This is a genomic window from Lacinutrix venerupis (assembly GCF_003663945.1).
In the GTDB taxonomy this organism is placed as follows: Bacteria; Bacteroidota; Bacteroidia; order Flavobacteriales; family Flavobacteriaceae; genus Lacinutrix; species Lacinutrix venerupis.
The window spans coordinates 131299-152025 of sequence record NZ_RCCH01000001.1; the positions used below are offsets into that span (position 1 = coordinate 131299).

19 protein-coding genes are annotated in these 20727 nt (G+C 31.0%); 15 read left to right on the forward strand and 4 right to left on the reverse strand.

Annotation, left to right across the window (positions count from 1 at the left end; all coding sequences use genetic code 11):
* The first annotated feature begins 86 nt into the window (after positions 1 to 86).
* The 3 genes from CLV86_RS00660 to CLV86_RS00670 are packed head-to-tail and all read left to right on the forward strand — an operon-like array spanning position 87 to position 1796.
* Entirely contained in the window at positions 87 to 617 is a 531-nt protein-coding gene (locus CLV86_RS00660) for an NADPH-dependent FMN reductase (protein ID WP_121048418.1), read from the forward strand.
* Positions 618 to 1055, forward strand: coding sequence for a MarR family winged helix-turn-helix transcriptional regulator (locus tag CLV86_RS00665; protein ID WP_121048421.1), 438 nt, complete (start codon positions 618 to 620; stop codon positions 1053 to 1055). It begins immediately after the preceding gene.
* 18 nt (positions 1056 to 1073) lie between these two features.
* Entirely contained in the window at positions 1074 to 1796 is a 723-nt protein-coding gene (locus CLV86_RS00670; RefSeq protein ID WP_121048424.1) for a pirin family protein, read from the forward strand.
* 7 nt (positions 1797 to 1803) lie between these two features.
* Here the strand turns inward: CLV86_RS00670 and CLV86_RS00675 are convergent, their stop codons facing one another.
* A complete protein-coding gene (locus CLV86_RS00675; RefSeq protein ID WP_121048427.1) occupies positions 1804 to 2952 on the reverse strand; it encodes an MFS transporter in 1149 nt (382 codons plus the stop codon).
* A 236-nt stretch (positions 2953 to 3188) separates the two neighbouring features.
* Between CLV86_RS00675 and CLV86_RS00680 the strand changes: the two genes are divergently transcribed.
* Positions 3189 to 3371, forward strand: a complete 183-nt coding sequence (locus tag CLV86_RS00680) for a CAL67264 family membrane protein (protein WP_076733325.1) — start codon at positions 3189 to 3191, stop codon at positions 3369 to 3371.
* Between the two features lie 39 nt (positions 3372 to 3410).
* The gene (gene ettA / locus CLV86_RS00685; protein ID WP_121048430.1) at positions 3411 to 5102 is read left to right on the forward strand and encodes an energy-dependent translational throttle protein EttA; all 1692 of its coding nucleotides are present in this window, start codon (positions 3411 to 3413) and stop codon (positions 5100 to 5102) included.
* A 69-nt stretch (positions 5103 to 5171) separates the two neighbouring features.
* Here ettA and CLV86_RS00690 read toward each other — a convergent pair whose 3' ends face one another.
* Together CLV86_RS00690 and CLV86_RS00695 are read right to left on the reverse strand one after the other, a co-directional pair.
* Positions 5172 to 5387: a hypothetical protein gene (locus CLV86_RS00690; RefSeq protein WP_121048433.1), complete on the reverse strand. Its 216-nt coding sequence runs from the start codon at positions 5385 to 5387 to the stop codon at positions 5172 to 5174.
* A gap of 28 nt (positions 5388 to 5415) precedes the next feature.
* Entirely contained in the window at positions 5416 to 6195 is a 780-nt protein-coding gene (locus CLV86_RS00695; RefSeq protein ID WP_121048436.1) for an MBL fold metallo-hydrolase, read from the reverse strand.
* Between the two features lie 170 nt (positions 6196 to 6365).
* Between CLV86_RS00695 and CLV86_RS00700 the strand changes: the two genes are divergently transcribed.
* The 8 genes from CLV86_RS00700 (at position 6366) to CLV86_RS14175 (ending at position 15673) form a co-directional block, all read left to right on the forward strand.
* Positions 6366 to 7709, forward strand: coding sequence for a coiled-coil domain-containing protein (locus CLV86_RS00700; protein WP_121048439.1), 1344 nt, complete (start codon positions 6366 to 6368; stop codon positions 7707 to 7709).
* Between the two features lie 425 nt (positions 7710 to 8134).
* Positions 8135 to 9190 (forward strand): hypothetical protein, encoded by a 1056-nt coding sequence (locus CLV86_RS00705; protein ID WP_121048441.1) that lies wholly within the window; start codon positions 8135 to 8137, stop codon positions 9188 to 9190.
* 117 nt (positions 9191 to 9307) lie between these two features.
* Complete coding sequence (locus CLV86_RS00710; RefSeq protein WP_121048445.1) at positions 9308 to 11266, forward strand: AAA family ATPase; 1959 nt, start codon at positions 9308 to 9310, stop codon at positions 11264 to 11266.
* On the forward strand, positions 11256 to 11834 hold the full coding sequence (locus CLV86_RS00715; RefSeq protein WP_121048448.1) for an NUDIX domain-containing protein: 579 nt from the start codon (positions 11256 to 11258) through the stop codon (positions 11832 to 11834). The genes CLV86_RS00710 and CLV86_RS00715 overlap by 11 nt, the downstream gene beginning before the upstream one ends.
* Positions 11834 to 13108 (forward strand): DUF6638 family protein, encoded by a 1275-nt coding sequence (locus tag CLV86_RS00720; protein ID WP_121048451.1) that lies wholly within the window; start codon positions 11834 to 11836, stop codon positions 13106 to 13108. Before CLV86_RS00715 ends, CLV86_RS00720 begins: the two co-directional genes overlap by 1 nt.
* Before the next feature lie 40 nt (positions 13109 to 13148).
* A complete protein-coding gene (locus CLV86_RS00725) occupies positions 13149 to 13673 on the forward strand; it encodes a stage II sporulation protein M (RefSeq protein WP_121048454.1) in 525 nt (174 codons plus the stop codon).
* Between the two features lie 73 nt (positions 13674 to 13746).
* Positions 13747 to 15495, forward strand: coding sequence for a bZIP transcription factor (locus tag CLV86_RS00730; RefSeq protein ID WP_121048457.1), 1749 nt, complete (start codon positions 13747 to 13749; stop codon positions 15493 to 15495).
* 1 nt (position 15496) lies between these two features.
* Entirely contained in the window at positions 15497 to 15673 is a 177-nt protein-coding gene (locus CLV86_RS14175) for a hypothetical protein (protein ID WP_170148496.1), read from the forward strand.
* 100 nt (positions 15674 to 15773) lie between these two features.
* Here CLV86_RS14175 and CLV86_RS00735 read toward each other — a convergent pair whose 3' ends face one another.
* Complete coding sequence (locus CLV86_RS00735) at positions 15774 to 17249, reverse strand: helix-turn-helix domain-containing protein (RefSeq protein ID WP_121048461.1); 1476 nt, start codon at positions 17247 to 17249, stop codon at positions 15774 to 15776.
* Positions 17250 to 17375: 126 nt separating this feature from the next.
* Here CLV86_RS00735 and aceB point away from each other — a divergent pair, with 126 nt between their 5' ends.
* Complete coding sequence (aceB, locus tag CLV86_RS00740; protein ID WP_121048464.1) at positions 17376 to 18974, forward strand: malate synthase A; 1599 nt, start codon at positions 17376 to 17378, stop codon at positions 18972 to 18974.
* 83 nt (positions 18975 to 19057) lie between these two features.
* Positions 19058 to 20674, forward strand: a complete 1617-nt coding sequence (locus CLV86_RS00745) for an isocitrate lyase (RefSeq protein ID WP_121048467.1) — start codon at positions 19058 to 19060, stop codon at positions 20672 to 20674.
* Positions 20675 to 20727: the final 53 nt, after the last annotated feature.

A 20727-nucleotide genomic window follows, 5' to 3' on the forward strand; every position in this document is an offset into this window, starting at 1 on the left:
AATTAGTTAATCATTTATTAAATTCCTATGAAATATATTCCATGGAAACTATTTTTTTTATATTTGATTTAAAATAAACATTTATTATGAAAAATATTTTAGTTTTTGCAGGAAGTAACAGTAAGGCATCAATTAACAAGCAATTAGCAGTTTTTGCAGCGTCTTTAATTAAAGATGTTAAATTAAATATAGTAGATCTTAACGATTTTAATTTGCCATTATATGGTGTTGATTTAGAAAATGAAAAAGGTATCCCAAAAGAAGTAAATCTATTTTTAGAACATATTAAAGCTTCAGATGGTATTATTATTTCTTTAGCCGAGCATAATGGAGCTTACTCTTCTGCATTTAAAAATCTTTTTGATTGGTTATCTCGAGCTGAGCAAAAAAACTGGTATAATAAGCCTATGTTATTAATGGCTACTTCACCAGGAGCAAGAGGTGGACAATCTGTATTAGAAATGGCTAAGGATAGATTTCCAAGACACGATGCAAATATTGTTGCTACTTTTTCATTGCCTTCATTTTTTAATAATTTTTCAGATAAAGGTATTCAAGATAATGCTTTAAATGAAGCGCTAAATCAAGCTGTTGAAACATTTAAAAATAATATATAAATGGGAGACCTTTCAAAAGATATAAAATCTAATTTTCCATCAAACGATTTAAAAGCTTACATAAATATATTATTTACCGCAAATTGGATTTATAGTAAAGAGTTAGAAATTTTAAAACCATTTAATATTTCGCCACAACAATACAATATTCTAAGAATATTACGTGGAGCAAAAACGGAGTTAACAGTACAAACTGTAAAAAACAGAATGATACAACGTGCTCCAAATATTACAAGATTAATGGATAAATTATGTGCTAAAAAGCTTATAAATAGAATTCCTAGTAAAGTAGATAGAAGAATAGTAAATATTATTATAACAGAAGATGGTTTAAATTTATTATCTAAAATAGACGATAAATGGGAACCAAAATTTTTAAAAAATTTAAACGACGAAGAAGCAGAGCAACTTAGTTATTTATTAGATAAAATAAGGTAATTATATAAACATTGAAATATGAAATTAGTATTACACAAAGCAGATTCAAGAGGTTTTGCAAACCATGGTTGGTTACAAGCAAATTACTCTTTTAGTTTTGCTAATTATTACAACGAAAACAAAATGCATTTTGGTGCACTAAGAGTTTTAAACGATGATGTTATAGCTCCTAAAATGGGATTTGGTATGCATCCACATAACAATATGGAAATTATATCTATTCCACTAAAAGGGATTCTTAAGCATAAAGATAATATGCATAAGCAATGGCAAGAAGTTAAAACAGGAGAGGTACAAATAATGTCTGCAGGAATAGGAGTAGAGCATTCTGAAATTAATGGCTCTGTAGATGAGCATTTAAATTTATTTCAAATATGGATTATACCGAATAAAGAAAATGTAACACCAAGATACGATCAAAAACTCTTTAACGAAAACGAAAGAAAAAATAAATTACAAACCTTAGTATCTTCTATAGATGAAGACAAAAGTGGAAGTCTAAAAATACATCAAGATGCTAGAATATCTCGAATAAACCTTAACGAGAAAAATAGTTTCACTTACACTATAAAAAGTAAAAACCATGGTGTTTATGTAATGAATATTTATGGAGAGTTTATATTAGATTCTAAAACTCTTAAAACTAGAGATGCTATTGAAGTTTCAGAAACAAATAGTTTTGAAATAACAGCAAAAGCAACATCCGAAATTCTTTTTATTGAGGTTCCACTAAATTTTTAAACTAAAATTATTTTCTTTTTCTAATAAGTATTATCACCAAGGCTAATAAAATTCCTATACCTGCCATAGCTGCTCCAACCCAATCTGCAGAAGTATAACCTAATCCCATGGCAATTGGTATTCCGGCAAAGTAAGCTCCACTAGCATTACCAATATTAAAGGCACTTTGGTTTAAAGAGGAGCCTAAAGTTTCAGAACCTTTAGAGGCTTTTATTATTAATAATTGTATTGGTGTAGAAATAGAAAAAGAAACAATGCCTATTATAAAGGTCATTACTAAAACAAACACCTTATCAGAAGCTAAATAAGTATTAATAATTAAACTAATAGCCATAATAATAAGCACTAATGTTACGGCATATATTGGAGAAAATTTCTCAGCTAATTTTGCACCAACAAAATTACCTATTACCATACCTAACCCAGCTAATACCATAGCATAAGTTACCATGCTACTTGGGTGTCCCGCAACTTCGGTTATTAAAGTCGCGATATAGCTATACCAAGCAAAAAAACCACCAGTGCCAATAGTGGTTAGTATTATAATTAACCAAAGCTCTAATCGTTTAAATATTTTAAATTCACTTAAAAAACTATTTTCCGAAGATTGTTTTAATAAAGGCATCCATAATTTTACACCTAAAACGGCTAATATACCAACAGCACCAACCATTAAAAAGGAAATACTCCAATTAAAATGTTTTCCTAAATACGTACCTAGAGGAACACCTAATAAATTAGCAAAAGTTAAACCGCTAAACATTATAGCTATACCTTGTGCTTCCTTTCCTGGTTTAGATAATTTGCCTGCAACTACGGCTCCAATACCAAAAAAAGCACCATGAGGTAAACCCGATAAAAACCTTAAAACTATAAATGAATTGTAACTATTTGCAAAAGCAGAAAGTGTATTGAATACTGTAAACCAAACCATTAACCCTAGTAAAACCTTATTAGCGGAAAATCTGCTTCCCAAACCAGTAAGTATAGGAGCTCCAACTACAACACCTAAAGCATAAGCAGATATAAAATGTCCAGCCACAGGAATACTAACGCTAAAAGCATTTGCAACATCAGGTAATATGCCCATAATTACAAATTCTGTAAGTCCAATCCCAAAACCTCCAATAGCGAGTGATAGTAATGCTCGATTCATTAACAAAGTATATTATAAAAAAGATAACAAAAATAGATGCTATAATATGTTTATTGGCAATTTTAAGTACTAATAAAAAGTTAATTGAAAAATCTTTATAATTTAAGCGCATATTTTACTGTATTTATAATATAAGAACTTTGTTTTACTATTGCACTTAAAAAAAACACATATACTTAAGAGGTTTTTTTTCTAAAAAAGCGATATTTGTAATTCGCTTAAAAAAATAAAAAATTATGGCAATGAATAAAAATACAGTATTAGCTTGGGCAACAATGCTAATGATTGTTATGGGAATAGTTCTAATATTAATGGGAGCCTATAAATACGATGATGTAGCTGGTTGGGGATTTGCAACTGTAGGAATAGGTTTTTTTGCAATTGCTTGGGTATTTAATGCTTTAAAAGGAAGAGTATAATCTTTTTGTAATAAATAATAATACACGTAAAATAAAAATATGTCTGACGATAAAAAAATAATATTTTCAATGTCTGGTTTAACCAAGACATTTAAAAGCTCTAACACACCTGTTTTAAAAAACATCTATTTAAGTTTTTTTTATGGAGCTAAAATTGGAATTCTTGGTCTTAACGGTTCTGGTAAATCTACGTTATTAAAAATAATAGCAGGAGTAGATAAAAATTATCAAGGAGATGTTGTCTTTTCACAAGACTACTCTGTTGGTTATTTAGAACAAGAACCTAAGTTAGACGAAGATAAAACGGTAATGGAAGTTGTTAAAGAAGGTGCAGCCGAAACAGTTGCTATTCTTGATGAGTATAATTCTATTAACGATCAATTTGGTTTAGAAGAAGTTTATAGCAATCCAGATAAAATGGAAAAGCTAATGGCAAGACAAGCTGTATTACAAGATGAAATTGATGCAGCCAATGCTTGGGAGTTAGATACAAAGTTAGAAATAGCAATGGATGCATTAAGAACACCAGATGGCGATAAAAAAATATCTGTGTTATCAGGAGGAGAAAGACGTCGTGTTGCATTATGTAGATTATTATTACAAGAACCAGATGTTTTATTACTAGATGAGCCTACTAACCACTTAGATGCAGAATCTGTACATTGGTTAGAGCACCATTTAGCACAATATAAAGGAACTGTAATTGCAGTAACACACGATAGATACTTTTTAGATAATGTTGCAGGTTGGATTTTAGAGCTTGATAGAGGAGAAGGAATTCCATGGAAAGGTAATTACTCTTCATGGTTAGACCAAAAATCTAAACGATTAGCTCAAGAAAGCAAATCGGCTTCTAAAAGACAAAAAACATTAGAGCGTGAGTTAGAATGGGTTAAACAAGGAGCAAAAGGAAGACAAACAAAACAAAAAGCACGTTTAAAAAATTACGATAAGTTAATGAGTCAAGATCAAAAACAACTTGACGAAAAACTTGAAATTTATATCCCTAATGGGCCACGTTTAGGAACTAATGTTATAGAAGCTAAAAACGTAACCAAAGCTTACGACGATAAATTATTATACGACGATTTAAACTTTAATTTACCTCAAGCAGGAATTGTTGGTATTATTGGTCCAAATGGAGCCGGTAAAACCACTATTTTTAGAATGATAATGGGTGAAGAAACACCAGATAAAGGAGAGTTTAAGGTAGGAGAAACAGCTAAAATTGCTTATGTAGACCAAAAACATTCTAACATAGATCCAAGTAAAACAATTTGGCAAAATTTTAGTGATGAGCAAGAACTTATAATGATGGGAGGTAAGCAAGTAAATTCTCGTGCTTACTTAAGTCGCTTTAATTTTTCTGGAGGAGAGCAAAACAAAAAAGTAGAGTTACTTTCTGGAGGTGAGCGTAACCGTTTACATTTAGCAATGACTCTTAAAGAAGAAGGAAACGTATTGTTGTTAGATGAGCCAACAAACGATTTAGATGTAAATACTTTAAGAGCATTAGAAGAAGGTTTAGAAAACTTTGCTGGTTGTGCAGTAGTAATTAGTCACGACCGTTGGTTTTTAGATAGAATATGTACTCACATTTTAGCTTTTGAAGGCGATAGTCAAGTTTATTTCTTTGAAGGTGGATTTAGTGAATATGAAGAAAATAAAAAGAAACGTCTTGGTGGAGATTTAATGCCAAAGCGTATTAAGTATAAAAAACTTATTAGATAATAATAAGTATATTAAAGCATAAAAAAAGCAGTCATTTAGACTGCTTTTTTTTATGAATATAATAATATTTTATTCGTATAAATGACCATTAGTAAAATCATCATACTCTGGTTTAGCACTTTTATTTTGCCTATTTAGCATTTCTTCTAATTTCTTATCTTGTTCTTTTAGTAATGTCTCTTCTTTTTTTAATTTTATCCTTTGCAATATATAAGGAATCATAACTAATACTAAAACACCGATAATTAAAAGTGTTGAGATTGTTTCTATAGCTAGGGCAGGCATATATTAAAATTATTTAGGTGTAAATATATTAATTTTCTTTGGTATTTGGGTACCAATTTAATTGTACAACCTCAATACTCTTAGTCTTGTTACTAACTATAGATTTAAATTTTTCAACATCGCTATAGCCTTCAGTACCGCGAAAATGGTATGGATAAACTTGTTTTGGTTTAAAACTTAAAACAGCATCTGCAGCGCTTTCAACAGTCATTGTATAAGGTAAGTTCATACAAATAAATGCTTTGTCAATATTCTCTAGTGTACGCATTTCTGGAATATCTTCAGTATCACCAGAAATATAAACACGTTCTTTTCCAAATGTTAATACATAACCATTTCCTCTACCTTTAGGATGAAAATGTAAAGCTTCTTTACGTAAATTATACATTGGTATTGCCTCAACGCTAAATGTTTTAAAGTCTTCTTTAGCACCATTAATCATTGTAGCAGTAATACTTCTTATATTTTCAGGAAGTAATTCATAAACAGCTTCTGGAGCAATAATTTTAGTGTTAGATAAATCTAAAGCCTCAATAGTATTTAAATGTAAATGATCGCTATGTATATCAGTAATTAAAATATAATCTGGTTTAGAAAATTTTTCAAAAACTTCTTTGCCACCAGTTGGATCAACATATATTGTTTTTCCACCATAATTTAAAACCATTGCAGCATGCTCAATAGGTGTTATTTTTAATTCAGCAATTTCTTTTTCAGGAGCTTCAATTTCTATAGTTTCTTTTTTATCACTTTTACACGCAGTTAAACTAATAGCTAAAGCAAGAATTAGATAGTATTTTATTTTCATAGTTTATAGTATTAAATTTTGGTTAAAGGTAATTTCTTTATTTCATAATATAAAATTGTAACATTTAAATTAAAGTTAATACATATAAGTATGCAATTTTATTTTAAAAGTAGATTTTTTTAACGAAATTGCTTAGCATAAAACGTACAACCTTAAAACCATAATACCACATGTCTGACGATTTTGACTTACTAGAAACAAACGCAAACGAGAAAACCGAAAAAGTAGATGTTAATTGGGGAAAAGCTATAGATACTATGAAATCTAAGCTTGCTCAAGAAGACGATCCAGAAAGTCGTCAAAAAATTCTTAATGCAACATTAGACGATGTTGTAGACATGGCAGAAAAAGACCGTACAACATTACTTGATGCTATTAAGGATTTAACAGATTATCAAGATGAGGTTGGTATTTTATTCGAGCGTTTTTCATCACTAAACGAAACTGAACAAAAAGTAATAGACGATGCACAAAAAGCATTAGAACGTGCTAAAGTTGAACTTGAAGATGCCAAAAACAAACCAGACACATGGTGGAATAACCTTTGGGGACGCAAAAGCAAAATCGCAAAAGCAGAACAAGCATTAAAAGATGCCGAAAAAGTGCGTGCAGGAGCAGACAATAAAGCAAAAGCAATGTTTCAAGAGCGTATAGAAAGCGCAGATGTACAAACATTACTAAGCGAATTATCATACAAATCTCAGGCAGCAGTAACACGATTAAAAAACCGTGAGGTAGAAATTAAAGAAGTAGAAGAAAAGCTAAAAGATGCCATAGTAGAAGCGTCTAAAAATCATACAAAAGCCTTAGAGAAAAAGAAAGAAACAGAAGCAAAACTAGAAGAGCAATACGCACTACTAAAACAAGCACGTCAAGCATTAGAAGAAGTAGCAGATAAACAATCTGCAGAATACTCAGAAGCCTTATCAAAAGTTACCACTTTAGAGCAAAAGGTAGAAGAATTAGAAGGACTTAAAAACGCTTACACAACACTAGCAGCATCAAAAGACAGTTTTGTACACAAGCATAATTTAACCATTAAAGTACTAACATCTTTACGTAGTAACCTACAAACGCATCGTGCAAAATTAAAAAGTGATACAGACGAGCGTCTAAAATATTACGATGGTTACGTAGTCGCTTTAAAAGCAAGAACAGACCAAGAATTTGCAGCGATTTTAGAACATTTAGGTGTAAAAACCGATGAGCATATTGGCGAAACACTTGCATCTATGCATACAGCAAGCGCAAAAGCAAGACAAGAAATGATGGACAACATTCCAGTTCACGAAAAAGTAATGCAAGGCGTTTACAGCAGCTATGCAGAAGCTTTACAAGAAATTCGTGCAAAAGATGTAGACATCCAAAAGAATTTTGCAGAGCGTTATGGTATAGATATGAAAGAAATTTTCGAAGATTATTACGCAGCAGACTCAAACGCACCTTCAGGCGATGGAGACAATGCTCCAGCACCAAAAAAAGAAGACACAAGCAACGACGATTTACTAAGTTAAAATAATGATGGCGTTTCCTACTTTTGCTTTTAATGGCAAAAGTAGGTCAGGCTTTCACTACTCGCTCTCTGCGAGGAGCTCAAACAAACCGTTTCAAATGCTGTGCATTCATGAGTTCAACTTTATAAAAATAATAATAGACGAATAATCCTTAACGCGCTCACTCAAATATCTACTTAAACTATATAATATTAATTTTATGAAAAGAAATTTAAGCCCTTAAAAGCCTTTGGTATAGCGTTTTTATTTGTCTTATTAGGAATATATATATTAAATATTAGTTCGTCGAATTTGGGAAAAATAATAGGATATGCAAATATAATATTCTTTGGATCTCTTATTTTTTTTGAAATATTTAAAATAATTACCCAAAAAAGTAATTAAGTAAACAGTAATATTTAAAGACTTACATTAAGTATTAAAACATGTCAATAAACCACATAGTAACACCATTAGACTCAGCTGTTTTAGACAGTAAAGACCAATACGTGTTCTATCATAAAAAAGTAGATTTTGCTTTAAAAGAACTCATTACAAGCGTGCAATTCAATAAATTATGCACAGTACAAGAAATGACGTATTTTAAACAATACTGCGATCTGCTATTATATTCTATCGAAGCCATGCGTGTAAAATATATGTACGATGACGAAGATAATATGAAGGTAGATTTAACCGATTCTGGTTTCCCAAACTACTTAGAGTTTCGTTATCTGTATAACGATTTGTCCTTACGCGATAACTACCTAAATAAACTAAAAGACGTAAGTGAGCTGCAAGAAGAATTTTTAACGCAATTAATGCATAAAAAAGAACCAGTAAGACGCGACAAACTCTTTCAAGCAGCATCTATAGTTTATTACACTTCCGTAGAACAAAAATATATTTTCAACCGTTTTGTACAAGGTAAAATAACACAAGCAGAAGCAGGAAATCAAGCAGAATATATGGTAAGCTGGAGTTTTTATGACGTTGGATTAAATAGACCATTTATCTGTTTTATGTATTTTAATTACGATGGTAAAAATCCAGAAAGTATAAAAGAAGAACTCTACGATACTTTAAAAAATGTAGCAGACCGTAAAATGCCGTTAGACACTATGGCATATGGAATAGACAGACGATTAAAAGATATAAAACCTAAACACATAAAACGAATAGATTTAGGACCATTCCATAACATATTTGCCAAAGACGAAAATATTTTAACACACAGTATACTAGAAAGCATAGCAAAAAAAGAAGTGCCTTTAGAGTCTTACGCATTATCATTTAAAGTCGATGAGGTTTTATCTGGTAGCGAATTTAAAGAAGGTGGCTATTTTAGTAAACAAACCTTACAGAAATGGAGCGATGTTATAAAGCAAAATTATGTATTTGCGCCACATCGTATCATTCAATTATTATACAACAAAAATCCTGAAATTATGAACAAGTTGGCAAAGCCACCTTTTCAGGTAGCAGATTTAAAAATGAAGTAAAAAAGTGGGCAGTCAAAAGTATGCAGTTGGCAGTCAAAATAGAATAAATAAAGGCAAGTGTAAGCTAGCAGAGTAATAACTGCAAACTGAATATTGCTTACTGAAGACTTAAAAATAATGGAACACAACTCAACCTTTCCTATAAAACAAAACGAACTAAACATGCTTCGCGATGAAGCCAGTGGATATCTTAAAAGTATACAATGGGAACAAGGCGCAAGAGCAAAAAACAAAGATAAAGACGCTAAAGACGAATCTATATTATTGTATTTATCTCGTGCAAATAATGGAAGTGGAGCTACTGAAATTACTTCGGTATCAAAAACTATATTAGCATTAAAAAAGCGATTATTGCCAGATTCTATAGCAATTCCTGTACATTTAAATCAAACACTTTATGCCGTACAAGAAGCTATTGCATTAGGTATTTGGGTAAAAGATAGTTATTACGATGCATCAGGATTATCTGGTTTACACGAACGTAGAAGTGCTTTAGATTCTAACGGAAAACGTGAATACGAAAGTAAAATGCATACAGCAACAGCATTTATGTTGTTTTCTATGGCTTACAATGTGTTGCATAATTTAAAACCACATGCATCAGACGATTTATCTGTTATGAAACAGAAATTCGCTGGACTTCCAGAAGTGTCTTTCATGACACCTTTAAAAGGGATTGCATGCAGTTTATTTTATTACGATAAATATTTAGGGCATCCAGAAATTATAAAAACCGATAAAGATGTAATAGACTTTACAGTGGTTTATTTCGAAGCATTAATAAACGAAATTCAACTACGTAAAAGCAGTTTAGAATATACCGAAACCATTGTCGATAGAACATACAAACTAGAAAATAGCGATTTTGCTATTTCCGGTTGGGACAATGTATTTGCAGGAACAGCAAAAAGCGTTGAGTTTAATAAAATTCAATTCGAACAAATAGTAGGAAATAGAGATGCAAAACACTTTGCAAGACGTTTAACAGAACGTATGTTAAGCTACGATTTCGAGGCAAAAAAGAATCCGTTTCAAGAACTAGGTGGTTTTATGCCTGTTTTTATGGGTTATGGTATTCCAGGAACAGGAAAAAGTATGCTTATTGCAGCCATTGCAACACGTTTAAAAGAACATTGCGATAATTTAGATATTCCGTTTTTGTTTCATCCCATGCCAGATACTTTAATAAGTACATTTCAAGGAGGAAGTGCCGAAAAAATGGTAGAATGGATGAAACCAATGCAAGATCCTTCAAAATTAATTTTTGCACCAATAGATGATGCCGAAAATAATTTACAAGAACGTACTGCACAAGGTGTTTCAGCAGGTGTAAAAGAAGTTATTGGCGTTTTTCTACGTTATACCGAAGGCGCTTATGCAGTAAATTATGGTAATAGCTCAATTGGGTTATTTACCAATTTACCAGAAATGTTAGACAAAGCAGTAATCTCTCGTGTGCAAGGTCGATTTAAAATTGATGGAGCACGTACAGAACACGATTTCTTAGATCAAGACCATTTATGGTGGCGAAAACTAGAAAAAACGATGCCAGAATTTATTAATATGAAAAGCCCAAGTGATTACCAATATTTAAAAGCGCAAGGCTTGGCAAAAAATATGGGAGATATTTTAAACAATATCGAAAAACCAACCGAAGCTAGAGTTTTAGAAGCTTACCATAAAGCTGAAAAATTAAACAAGGTTAACGAGCATGAGTTTTTTGCTAATTTATATTTAGAAATTCAGAAGATATTTCCATTCTTTTCTTCAAGAGATGTTAGAAATATACAATCGGCAATTTCACTGCGTTTAACAGATTTTGATTTAGAACAAGATTGGTTCGATAATCCAGAAATTTATTTCAAAAAAGATTACAATACCAAATTAAATATGCTTCAGGAATTAATGAAGCAAAACATGAAAGGTTTAAATTTTTCTGAAATTAGAAGACAAGAAGTTGTACGTTATTTAGATAATGTGGCAACTATTGCAGATACCGATTTTAAACGAAAAGTAGATGCACGCATTAATCAATTAAATATTGAAACAAAAGCGAGAGAACAATTTGGGAAATAGAATAAAAAATATAACCGAAAGAACCTTACATAAAGGTTGGGCAACATTAAGCGAGATATTTTTCGATTATAAAATGAGTGCAGGAAACTGGACAGATAAACGAAGAGAATCTTACAATCGTGGTGATGGCGCAACAATTATACTGTATAATAAAGAAAAAGGAACAGTAATTTTAGTTAAACAATTTCGAGTTTCGGCATATTTAAACCAACATAAAACAGGTTTTATAATAGAAGCATGCGCAGGAATGTTAGATGATGATAGTCCAGAAACCTGTATTATTAGAGAAGTAGAAGAAGAAACTGGTTATAAATTACCTAAAGTCACTAAGCTATTTGATGCCTATTCGTCGCCAGGCGCATTAACCGAGAAGCTGCATTATTTTGTTGGAGAATACACTAGCGAGATGAAAGTAAGTTCTGGTGGTGGCGTAGACACAGAACAAGAAGATATAGAAATAATAGAAATGCCTTTTAAAACAGCATTACAAGGCATTGAAACTGGAGAAATAGCAGATGCTAAAACCATTATTTTATTACAGTATTTACAAATAAATAATTTGGTGTAATGGATAAATTAAAACAAGCAAACCTTTACAGAAGCGAACTAATTCCTATTAGTGGAAAGTTAGTTGAGCGTTATAATAAATGTTTAGTAAAACTTGGTTTTTTACCAACCACACTAACTACATTTTCTATAGATGGAAAAGGTTGGAGTCCAGAAATAGCAGAAGAAAAACAAGATTTACATTATCTAAATAATGGTGAAGCAAACATGCACGCCATAATAATTTCACCTTTACAAAAAGGAAAACCAGTGTATGTTCCGTTTCACACGTTTGACCGTGAAATGATGCAATACGTGTTTAAAACACACGAAGCTAAAATAAATAACATTACTCGTGATAGTGCCATATGTTTAGATTTCGACCAAAACATAGATGCCTTTTACGAACCTTTAGATGTTTTAAAGTATGATGTTGTTACTATTAATTTTCATTTAATAGATAATTTAGATCAAATTCAAAAAGAACAATTAGAACTTGTGGCTAAGTTTAAGCACGGTAATAATTTTATAGATGAAGATATTCATGCACAATTACTAGAATCAGCTAAAAAATATGGCGATTTAAGAACGCGAGATTTAAAGTTGCACGAACTCCAGTATACAACAAATTCATTTTATACAAAGGCATTTGGAGGCGTTTATGTACTACGAGATTTTATTAAGGAAATTGTGGTTTTTGAAGATGAAAAATGGCATAAAGAAGCCATAAAAGATACAACTCACGATGTATTAATTTATCATATTTCTCAGCCAGAATTAATGGATAAATTGAGAGATCATATTATAATTGAATGTGATTTAGAAGATGAAGTTAAAACACCAAGATACGAGCGTATAAAAAAGTATGTATTTGCTGAAGCTATAAAACAAGCCCAACATCCGTTTAATAATATTTTAAACGATAAAGTGCTATATAAAAGTTATTTAAATAAACTAGATATTGAAAGCAGAAAACGCGTAATGAGTGTGGAGCGCTATCTTGAAAAACTAGAAGTAAGCAACGAATTTAAAATTGCAGATATTGTAGATGTTAAGTTTTTTGAAGCGCTACATAAACCACATTCATCGCTAGATCCAAAGCACCAAGATTTAATATGGAAGCTATTAATTAATGTTTCTGCTAAAGATGTTTTATTTTTATATTGGTATGATAAAGAACAATTTTATAAAACCTATGAGTCTTGGAGCGACTCTTTAAAAGATTGGGTAATAGAGGAAATTAGTAACAATATTAAAAAAATGGTTACTAATAGTAAAATAGACGCTGCGTCGTAGCGTAGAATGACAAAACTTAAAATCATAAAAAACTACTCAAATGACAATAGAAATAATAGTATTCATCGCATCAATACTTTTTGGAATACTGCTGTATTGGAGAGAATCTAAAAGCAATAAAGTTTATAAATTTTTCAATAAGCTGTTTTATTCTAAAGAGCTTCAAATGAAAGACGATAGTAAAAAAGGTTTTTTATATCAGCAATCGTTCTTAATGCGTTTGGTTTACATTGGAGTTTTGTTTTTAATTGGCGTATTAGTTTTAAGATTAATAATTCCAATAGATATGTACACGATACAATTATTTATTGCTAGTATTTCAGGTACTTTAATAGGAACGTATTTAGCAAATTTTGTCTTTAAATCTTCCCAAGTTATAGACGAGCAAGGCGACTCTTTAGTAGATGTAATGAAAGATACAGTTGAGAAAGGAAAAGATTATATTAAAGATCTTGAAACTAAAGACACTAAGGCGGTACAAGAAGCAAAAAAAGAAATAAAAGAAGAGCCAGAACCACCTAAAAAAAGTGCAAGGCAACGATTAAAAGATAAAGGACATTTGTAATTCTGTACATGATTCTTAACGTATAGAAATTAAATAACAACTAAACAGATTCCTGCATACATAGGAAAATATTATGATAAAAAATTACTGGAATAAAGGCGGAAAACAAAAACGAATTGTCGTTATACTAAGTATAATAATTATAGCATTATTATTCTTTATGCGTGACGATTATCAACCAGCACTACTGTTTGTTAGAAAATTTATTTTCATAATATTACTTTGTGCTATCGTGTTGTTTTTTGGGTTAAAAACATTTAGAAAGCAAGCCGAAACAGGAAAACGAATATTAATACTAGCCATTCTAGCAGTATTTTTTGGCGCTTTATATTTTGTAGGTTGGAAGATGGAATTGTATGATTATATGAAAACTTATAACGTGTTTAACGACTTAAATAAAGTTGAAATACACGATTTGCCACTAACACAAAACGAACGTATACAACCGTTAAAAAACATCCATTCTATGGGAAACGAAAGTGTTGGTGAAACTAAAGATGTTTCGTTGCCACATTTAGTAAGAGTTGATGGAGAAAATAAATGGACTATGGCAATACAACCAACCGAAAAGTACTACTGGCAAGGTATGCGCGATAATACCGAAGAGGTTTTTGCCGTTTCAAGTACAACACCATTTCCGCGTTTTTCTAACGAAAATAGAATACCAGTAACATTTTCTATTGGTGAATCGTTAAAATTTAGCAGAAACACTTACAATGCCGTTGTACAACGTTTTAATCCTTGGATGCTTGTAAATTATGAGCCAAGCGATACGTATTACATGAAAAACGATACTGGCCAATGGGTTGAAGTGGTGAGTTTAATAAAATGGAAAGGTTTCTTTTTTCCGTATCCAAGTTTTGGAGGAGTTATGGTTATAGAAAATGGGGAGCATGATGCCAGCGATTACTTAGAGCGTATAACAATTGGTAAAGGAGAATATATTGCTCCAGAGGAAATGAAAAACTATCCATACCTAACAAAACAAAATACTTTAGCCGAAAAAGTGTCAAGACTTCAAGCAGAATCGCTTAAATTTTTAGGTGGTTTTAGCGATCCATTACCGTGGAATATGGAAACAGCAGTAAAAATTCCAGATTTAGCAGACGACCAAAACCAACAACCATTTGTAACCGATTTTAATTTTGAAGATACCAAAATTGATGCTTATAGTGGTTTATACCATTGGTTTGGTTTAGAGCCAGTAGGAGATGAGCGTACAAGTTTAACTTATAGTGTTTTTATTCCGGCAGATGGAACAGATAAATTATACTACTACGATCACGCAGCAAAAAAACAAGGATATGCAGGAGTTTCGGCGATGCCTTTAAAAGTAATTGAATCTCGTAAAGAGTTTGATTGGTCTGTAAATAAACCAGTAGAATTTAGACCATATATTAAGAATATTGCAGGAAGAAAACGACTGTTTTTTTTAGGAACAATAGCTGCAATTCGTGAAGGATCAGATAATTTTGATGGTTCTGCAACACCAGATTTAGCATTAATAGATAGTGAATATCGTGACGTTGTATGGATAGATGTAAAACATCCAAGTGGTTGGGAAAAAGAAGTTTACAATCAATTAAACGAAGCTTGGCGCTCTAGCGAAGGAATTGAAGAGTATTTTGTTGAAGACACCAAAATTATTGATGTGGTTGGAGATGATTTAAAAAGTGTTACCATAAGTCCCATTGATGAGGAAACTAAAAAAGAATTATCTGTTGAAGAGTTACAACGTCAAGTAGATTCTTTAAAACAGCTTAAAAAAGAAGAAGAAATAAAACGTTTAAAACGAGAGTTAGACTCTTTGAAAAATTTATAATATGAAAAAGAAATTACCTGTATTTTTAATAGTTGCTAGTGCAATATTAATAGTGTTTGAAATAGCTTCAACAGATATAATCGATAAAAGTTTTTGGTTAAGTATTTTTTCTAGTGTATTGGTTATTATTTCAATGGTCCTGACGCTGAAAAATCATAAAAGAAAAGACAATCAATAATTACAATTCATTTTTTTGGGTAGTCATGATAACAAACGTTAAATAGGTTTTAATAATAAAAAATAAAAAAAAGTTATAGTTTTAAATTTATTAAATAAAATTAAGAGAATTTTTTAGTTAATGAGGCTACTACGTTTTCGATTTTAGTGTTTTTAGCAAATCTATCTAATAAAACAGAAGGAGATTTTCTTTCTAGGCAATTTTTAATAGAACAGCGTTCGCAGGTAACACCAACATCTTGTATATTAGTGTTGTTGTTTTCAATAAAATTAAGTTTTTTCTCTAGCTGTTTATTTATTAGTAAGCCTACACTTATACTTCTATAATGGTTGTATTTAAAAGGATCTTTAGTAGCGCTAGATAATACTAAGTACTTCATATTATCTCTTGGATAATTAGAAACCTGCATATTAAATACGTGTTTATTATTATTTGTACTAATTTCTTTTAAAACGTTTAATGAAACCCAACGTCTACAATAGTGTTCGTTAGTTTCGTTAGAATGTGGAGAATGTTGATGCGATAAATGTAATTCTTTTTTTAAATGAAATTTACCTGATCCAGCTTTATGTGTAAACCTTAAAAAGAATAAATTTTGAATGTTAAATTCTTTAGGTAAAATATTAGTTAATCGTTGGTAAAAGGATTCTGGAGATGCGTTAAAGCATTGCATTGTCTCTAAAAAAAGAGAAGTGTCAAATGTCTTTTTCTTGAATATTTTCGAAAGTTTTTTTGTTATTAAATCCTTAGGTAAGATTATGGCTCCAGCAAAATAAGAAGCATAAAAATTATTTAAAACTTGATCAAAATTTTCAAATTTTATCCAAGAAAAAGTATAAAGCCTATCTTCTAATTCTAAATAATTATAAGCAAGTTCTTTTGCGTAAATAAATGTGCGTTGCGCATCATCTATTTCACTTGCCAATAATAAAGTTTTGTTTTTTGGTACAAAAACAGACCGCAAACTGTCTAAACTTTTATGTTTATCTAATTCATTGTTGTGTATCGTATAATTAAACTCTTCTACTAAAATTTCTTCAAGGTCTTGAGAATTAATTGGTTTACTTAAGTCTATGTGGTAGGCTTTTGCAAAAGCAATCACTTTTAACTCTAAATCGTCGAAATAATTATTATTAGCTTCTTGAAAAGATCGTAAAGAGGCTAGATAAAAACTTTCTTTACTAAAATTGTAATGTTGAGCTATTTCAATAATTGTACTTATAAATGCATTTACTTTTGCAGGAGCATTTGCTACAATTTCTATTAAGTTACTTTCTTTTATACCAAATACTTCTAACGGTATCTCTTTTAGTATCTTAGATTGTAAAATTTCACCAATAGGAGCTAGGTTCTTGTCTAGTTTTAATGAAACCATTTGGTCATATGGTACATCTAATTTTTCAGATAGAATAACTATTTTATCTGGTTTTGGATATTTTTTACCTTTTTCAATTTCGTTTAAATAGGATTTAGATAATCCAGAGAGTTTAGATAAACCAAATAATGATAAATTTTTTTCTGTACGTATTTGCTTAAGTTTTAAGCCAAATATGAGCTTTATATATTCTTCTTCCATAATTACAAATTCAAATATAATAAATTTTGCGAATATTTATAAATAAGCGAAAATAAAAATTTAGCGAACGTTCGCTTGTTTTTTAAAAAAGTTTGTTTTAATATTGTAGTGTAAAATTATAATAACATGGAAAACAATGTATTAAATCACACCGAAATTCAATTTGCTAAAGAGGTTAAAAACTATTATCCAGAAGTTTTATCAGATAATGCTTTACAGTTTTTAATTGCTTTGCATGAAAAATTTAACCCTAAAAGATTAGAGCTTTTAAAAAGGCGAGAACAGGAACAATCTTTTTTTGACTCTGGTAACTTTCCACAGTTCCCAAGTGAAACAAAAAAAATTAGAGAAGGTTCATGGACTGCTGGAAAAATACCTTTAGACCTGCAAGATAGACGAGTTGAAATAACTGGTCCAGTAAACAGGAAAATGATAATTAATGCTTTAAATTCTGGAGCGAAAACTTTTATGGCGGATTTAGAAGATAGTAATTCGCCTACTTGGCAAAATTCTATTGAAGGTCAACAAAACCTTATTGATGCTAATAAAAAAACAATTTCCTTTTATGATTCTAAAAGAGACAAATCATATAAATTAAACCATAAAACTGCTGTTTTATTAGTTAGACCAAGAGGTTTGCATTTAAATGAAAGACACCTTTTAATTCGTGAACAAGAAGCTTCAGCAAGTTTGGTTGATTTTGGTTTATATGTATTTCATAATACCAAAACAATGTTAAGCAATGGCACAGCTCCTTACTTTTATTTACCTAAATTAGAACATTACCTAGAAGCACGCTGGTGGAATGAAGTTTTTGCTTTTGCGCAAGACTATTTAAATATTCCTCAGGGCACTTTTAAAGCAACAGTTTTAGTTGAAACTATTACAGCAAGCTTTCAATTAGATGAAATTATTTATGAATTAAAAGAGCACATTGTTGGTTTAAACTGCGGTCGTTGGGATTATATATTTTCTTACATCAAAAAATTTAGAAACCATCCTAATTTTGTAGTTCCTAATCGAGACCAAGTAACAATGACTTCGCCTTTTATGGATGCCTATTCTAAGCTAGTAATCCAACGTTGTCATAAAAGAGGAATTCTTGCAATTGGTGGAATGGCTGCACAAATACCAATAAAAAACAACGAAGCGGCTAACGCAAATGCATTAGAAAAAGTACGAAAAGATAAAGAGCGAGAAGTAAAAAATGGACACGATGGTACTTGGGTTGCGCATCCAGATTTAGTGGCTATAGCGATGCAAGAGTTTAATAAACATATGCCAAAAGCAAACCAATTAAATATACTTCGTGAAGATGTTCAAATTAGCGAAAAAGATTTGATAGAAATTCCGGAAGGTACAGTAACCGAAGCTGGTGTTAGAAAAAATATTAATGTAGGGATTCTATATACAGAAGCATGGTTAAGAGGTCATGGAGCGGTGGCTTTGTATAATTTAATGGAAGATGCTGCTACTGCAGAAATATCGAGAACACAACTTTGGCAATGGCTTAAAAATGAAGTGCAATTAGAAGACGGAAGACATTTTACAAGAGAATTATTTAACGATATTTTTGATGAAGAAATTGAGAAAATAATTACAGAAGTTAGCCAAAGTAAAATTTCTAATACCAAATTTAAACTAGCCATTAATTTATTTGAAAAATTAGTAACTCAAGAAAAATTTGAAGAGTTTTTAACGCTTCCTGCTTACCAATACATATAAAAAAATGTCTCGCAACTACTGCAATAGTTTGCGAGACTTAATTATCAAAATATTGAATAACCTTAATAATTAAACACAAAATTATGAAAAATTTAGCACAAAGCAATTATGGTTCTGCACTTGAAGTTGTAAGAAATCTTAAAGCAAAGTATGGAAATACATGGAATGCTATAAACCCAGAAAGTGCAGCCAGAATGGTTGCTCAAAACCGTTTTAATACAGGATTAGATATAGCTAAACATACAGCAGCAATTATGCGCAAAGACATGGCAGAATATGATGCTGATAATTCTAAATACACACAATCTTTAGGATGCTGGCATGGTTTTGTAGCCCAACAAAAAATGATTTCGGTTAAGAAACATCACAAAACTACAAGTAAAAGATATTTGTACCTTTCTGGATGGATGGTTGCTGCTTTACGCTCAGAATTTGGCCCGCTTCCAGATCAATCTATGCACGAAAAAACTGCCGTACCTAGTTTAATTGCCGAGATTTATGATTTTTTACGTCAGGCAGATGCTATTGCGTTAAACGATTTGTTTAGAAGATTAGAAAATGGAGAAAACGTACAAGATGAAATAGATAATTTTGAAACTCATATTGTTCCTATTATAGCAGATATTGATGCTGGTTTTGGAAATGAAGAAGCAACGTATTTATTAGCAAAAAAAATGATTCAAGCAGGAGCTTGTGCAATACAAATAGAAAATCAAGTTTCGGATGCAAAACAATGTGGACATCAAGATGGAAAAGTAACCGTTCCACATGAAGATTTTATTGCCAAATTAAATGCAGTTAGATATGCCTTTTTAGAATTAGGAGTTGAAGATGGTATTATTGTAGCACGAACCGACTCTGAAGGAGCAGGTTTAACCCAAAAACTTCCTGTAAGTAAAGAACCTGGAGATTTAGCTTCGCAATATTTAGCTTTTGTTGAAGCCAAAGAAATTTCAATTCATGAAGCCAAAGAAGACGACGTGCTTTTAAAAAGAGAAGGCAAATTGGTTCGTCCTGTAAGGCTACCAAACGGTTTATATAAATTTAAAAAAGGTACAAATATAGATCGTGTGGTGCTAGATTGTATAACTAGCCTACAAAATGGAGCAGATTTACTTTGGATAGAAACACCAACACCAAATTTGAAACAAATAGCACATATGGTTAATAGAGTAAAGGCAATTGTACCAAATGCTAAATTGGTTTATAATAATTCTCCTTCTTTTAATTGGACGTTAAATTTTAGAAATCAAGCTTATGATGAAATGCTTGCAGAAGGTGAAAACATGACAGCTTATGATAGAAACAATTTAATGGATGCTGAATATGATAATACCGAGTTATGTTTTAGAGCAGACGAGAAAATTAAAACTTTCCAAATGGATGGAGCAAAAGAGGCAGGTATTTTTCATCATTTAATTACTTTACCTACATATCATACTACAGCATTGCATATGAATGATTTAACACAAGGTTATTTTGGAGATGAAGGTATGTTAGCTTATGTAAAAGGTGTCCAACGTCAAGAAATTAGAAAAGGAGTTGCTTGTGTAAAACACCAAAGAATGGCAGGATCTGACCTTGGAGATGATCATAAAACATTTTTTGCAGGTGAAAAAGCATTAAAAGCAGGTGGAAAAAATAATACCTCTAATCAATTTGAAATTAAAAAGAAAGCGGCTTTACAAGCCATTGCATAAATAATAATATAAAAGGCGACACAATTAAGTGTCGCTTTTTTTTACATCTAAAC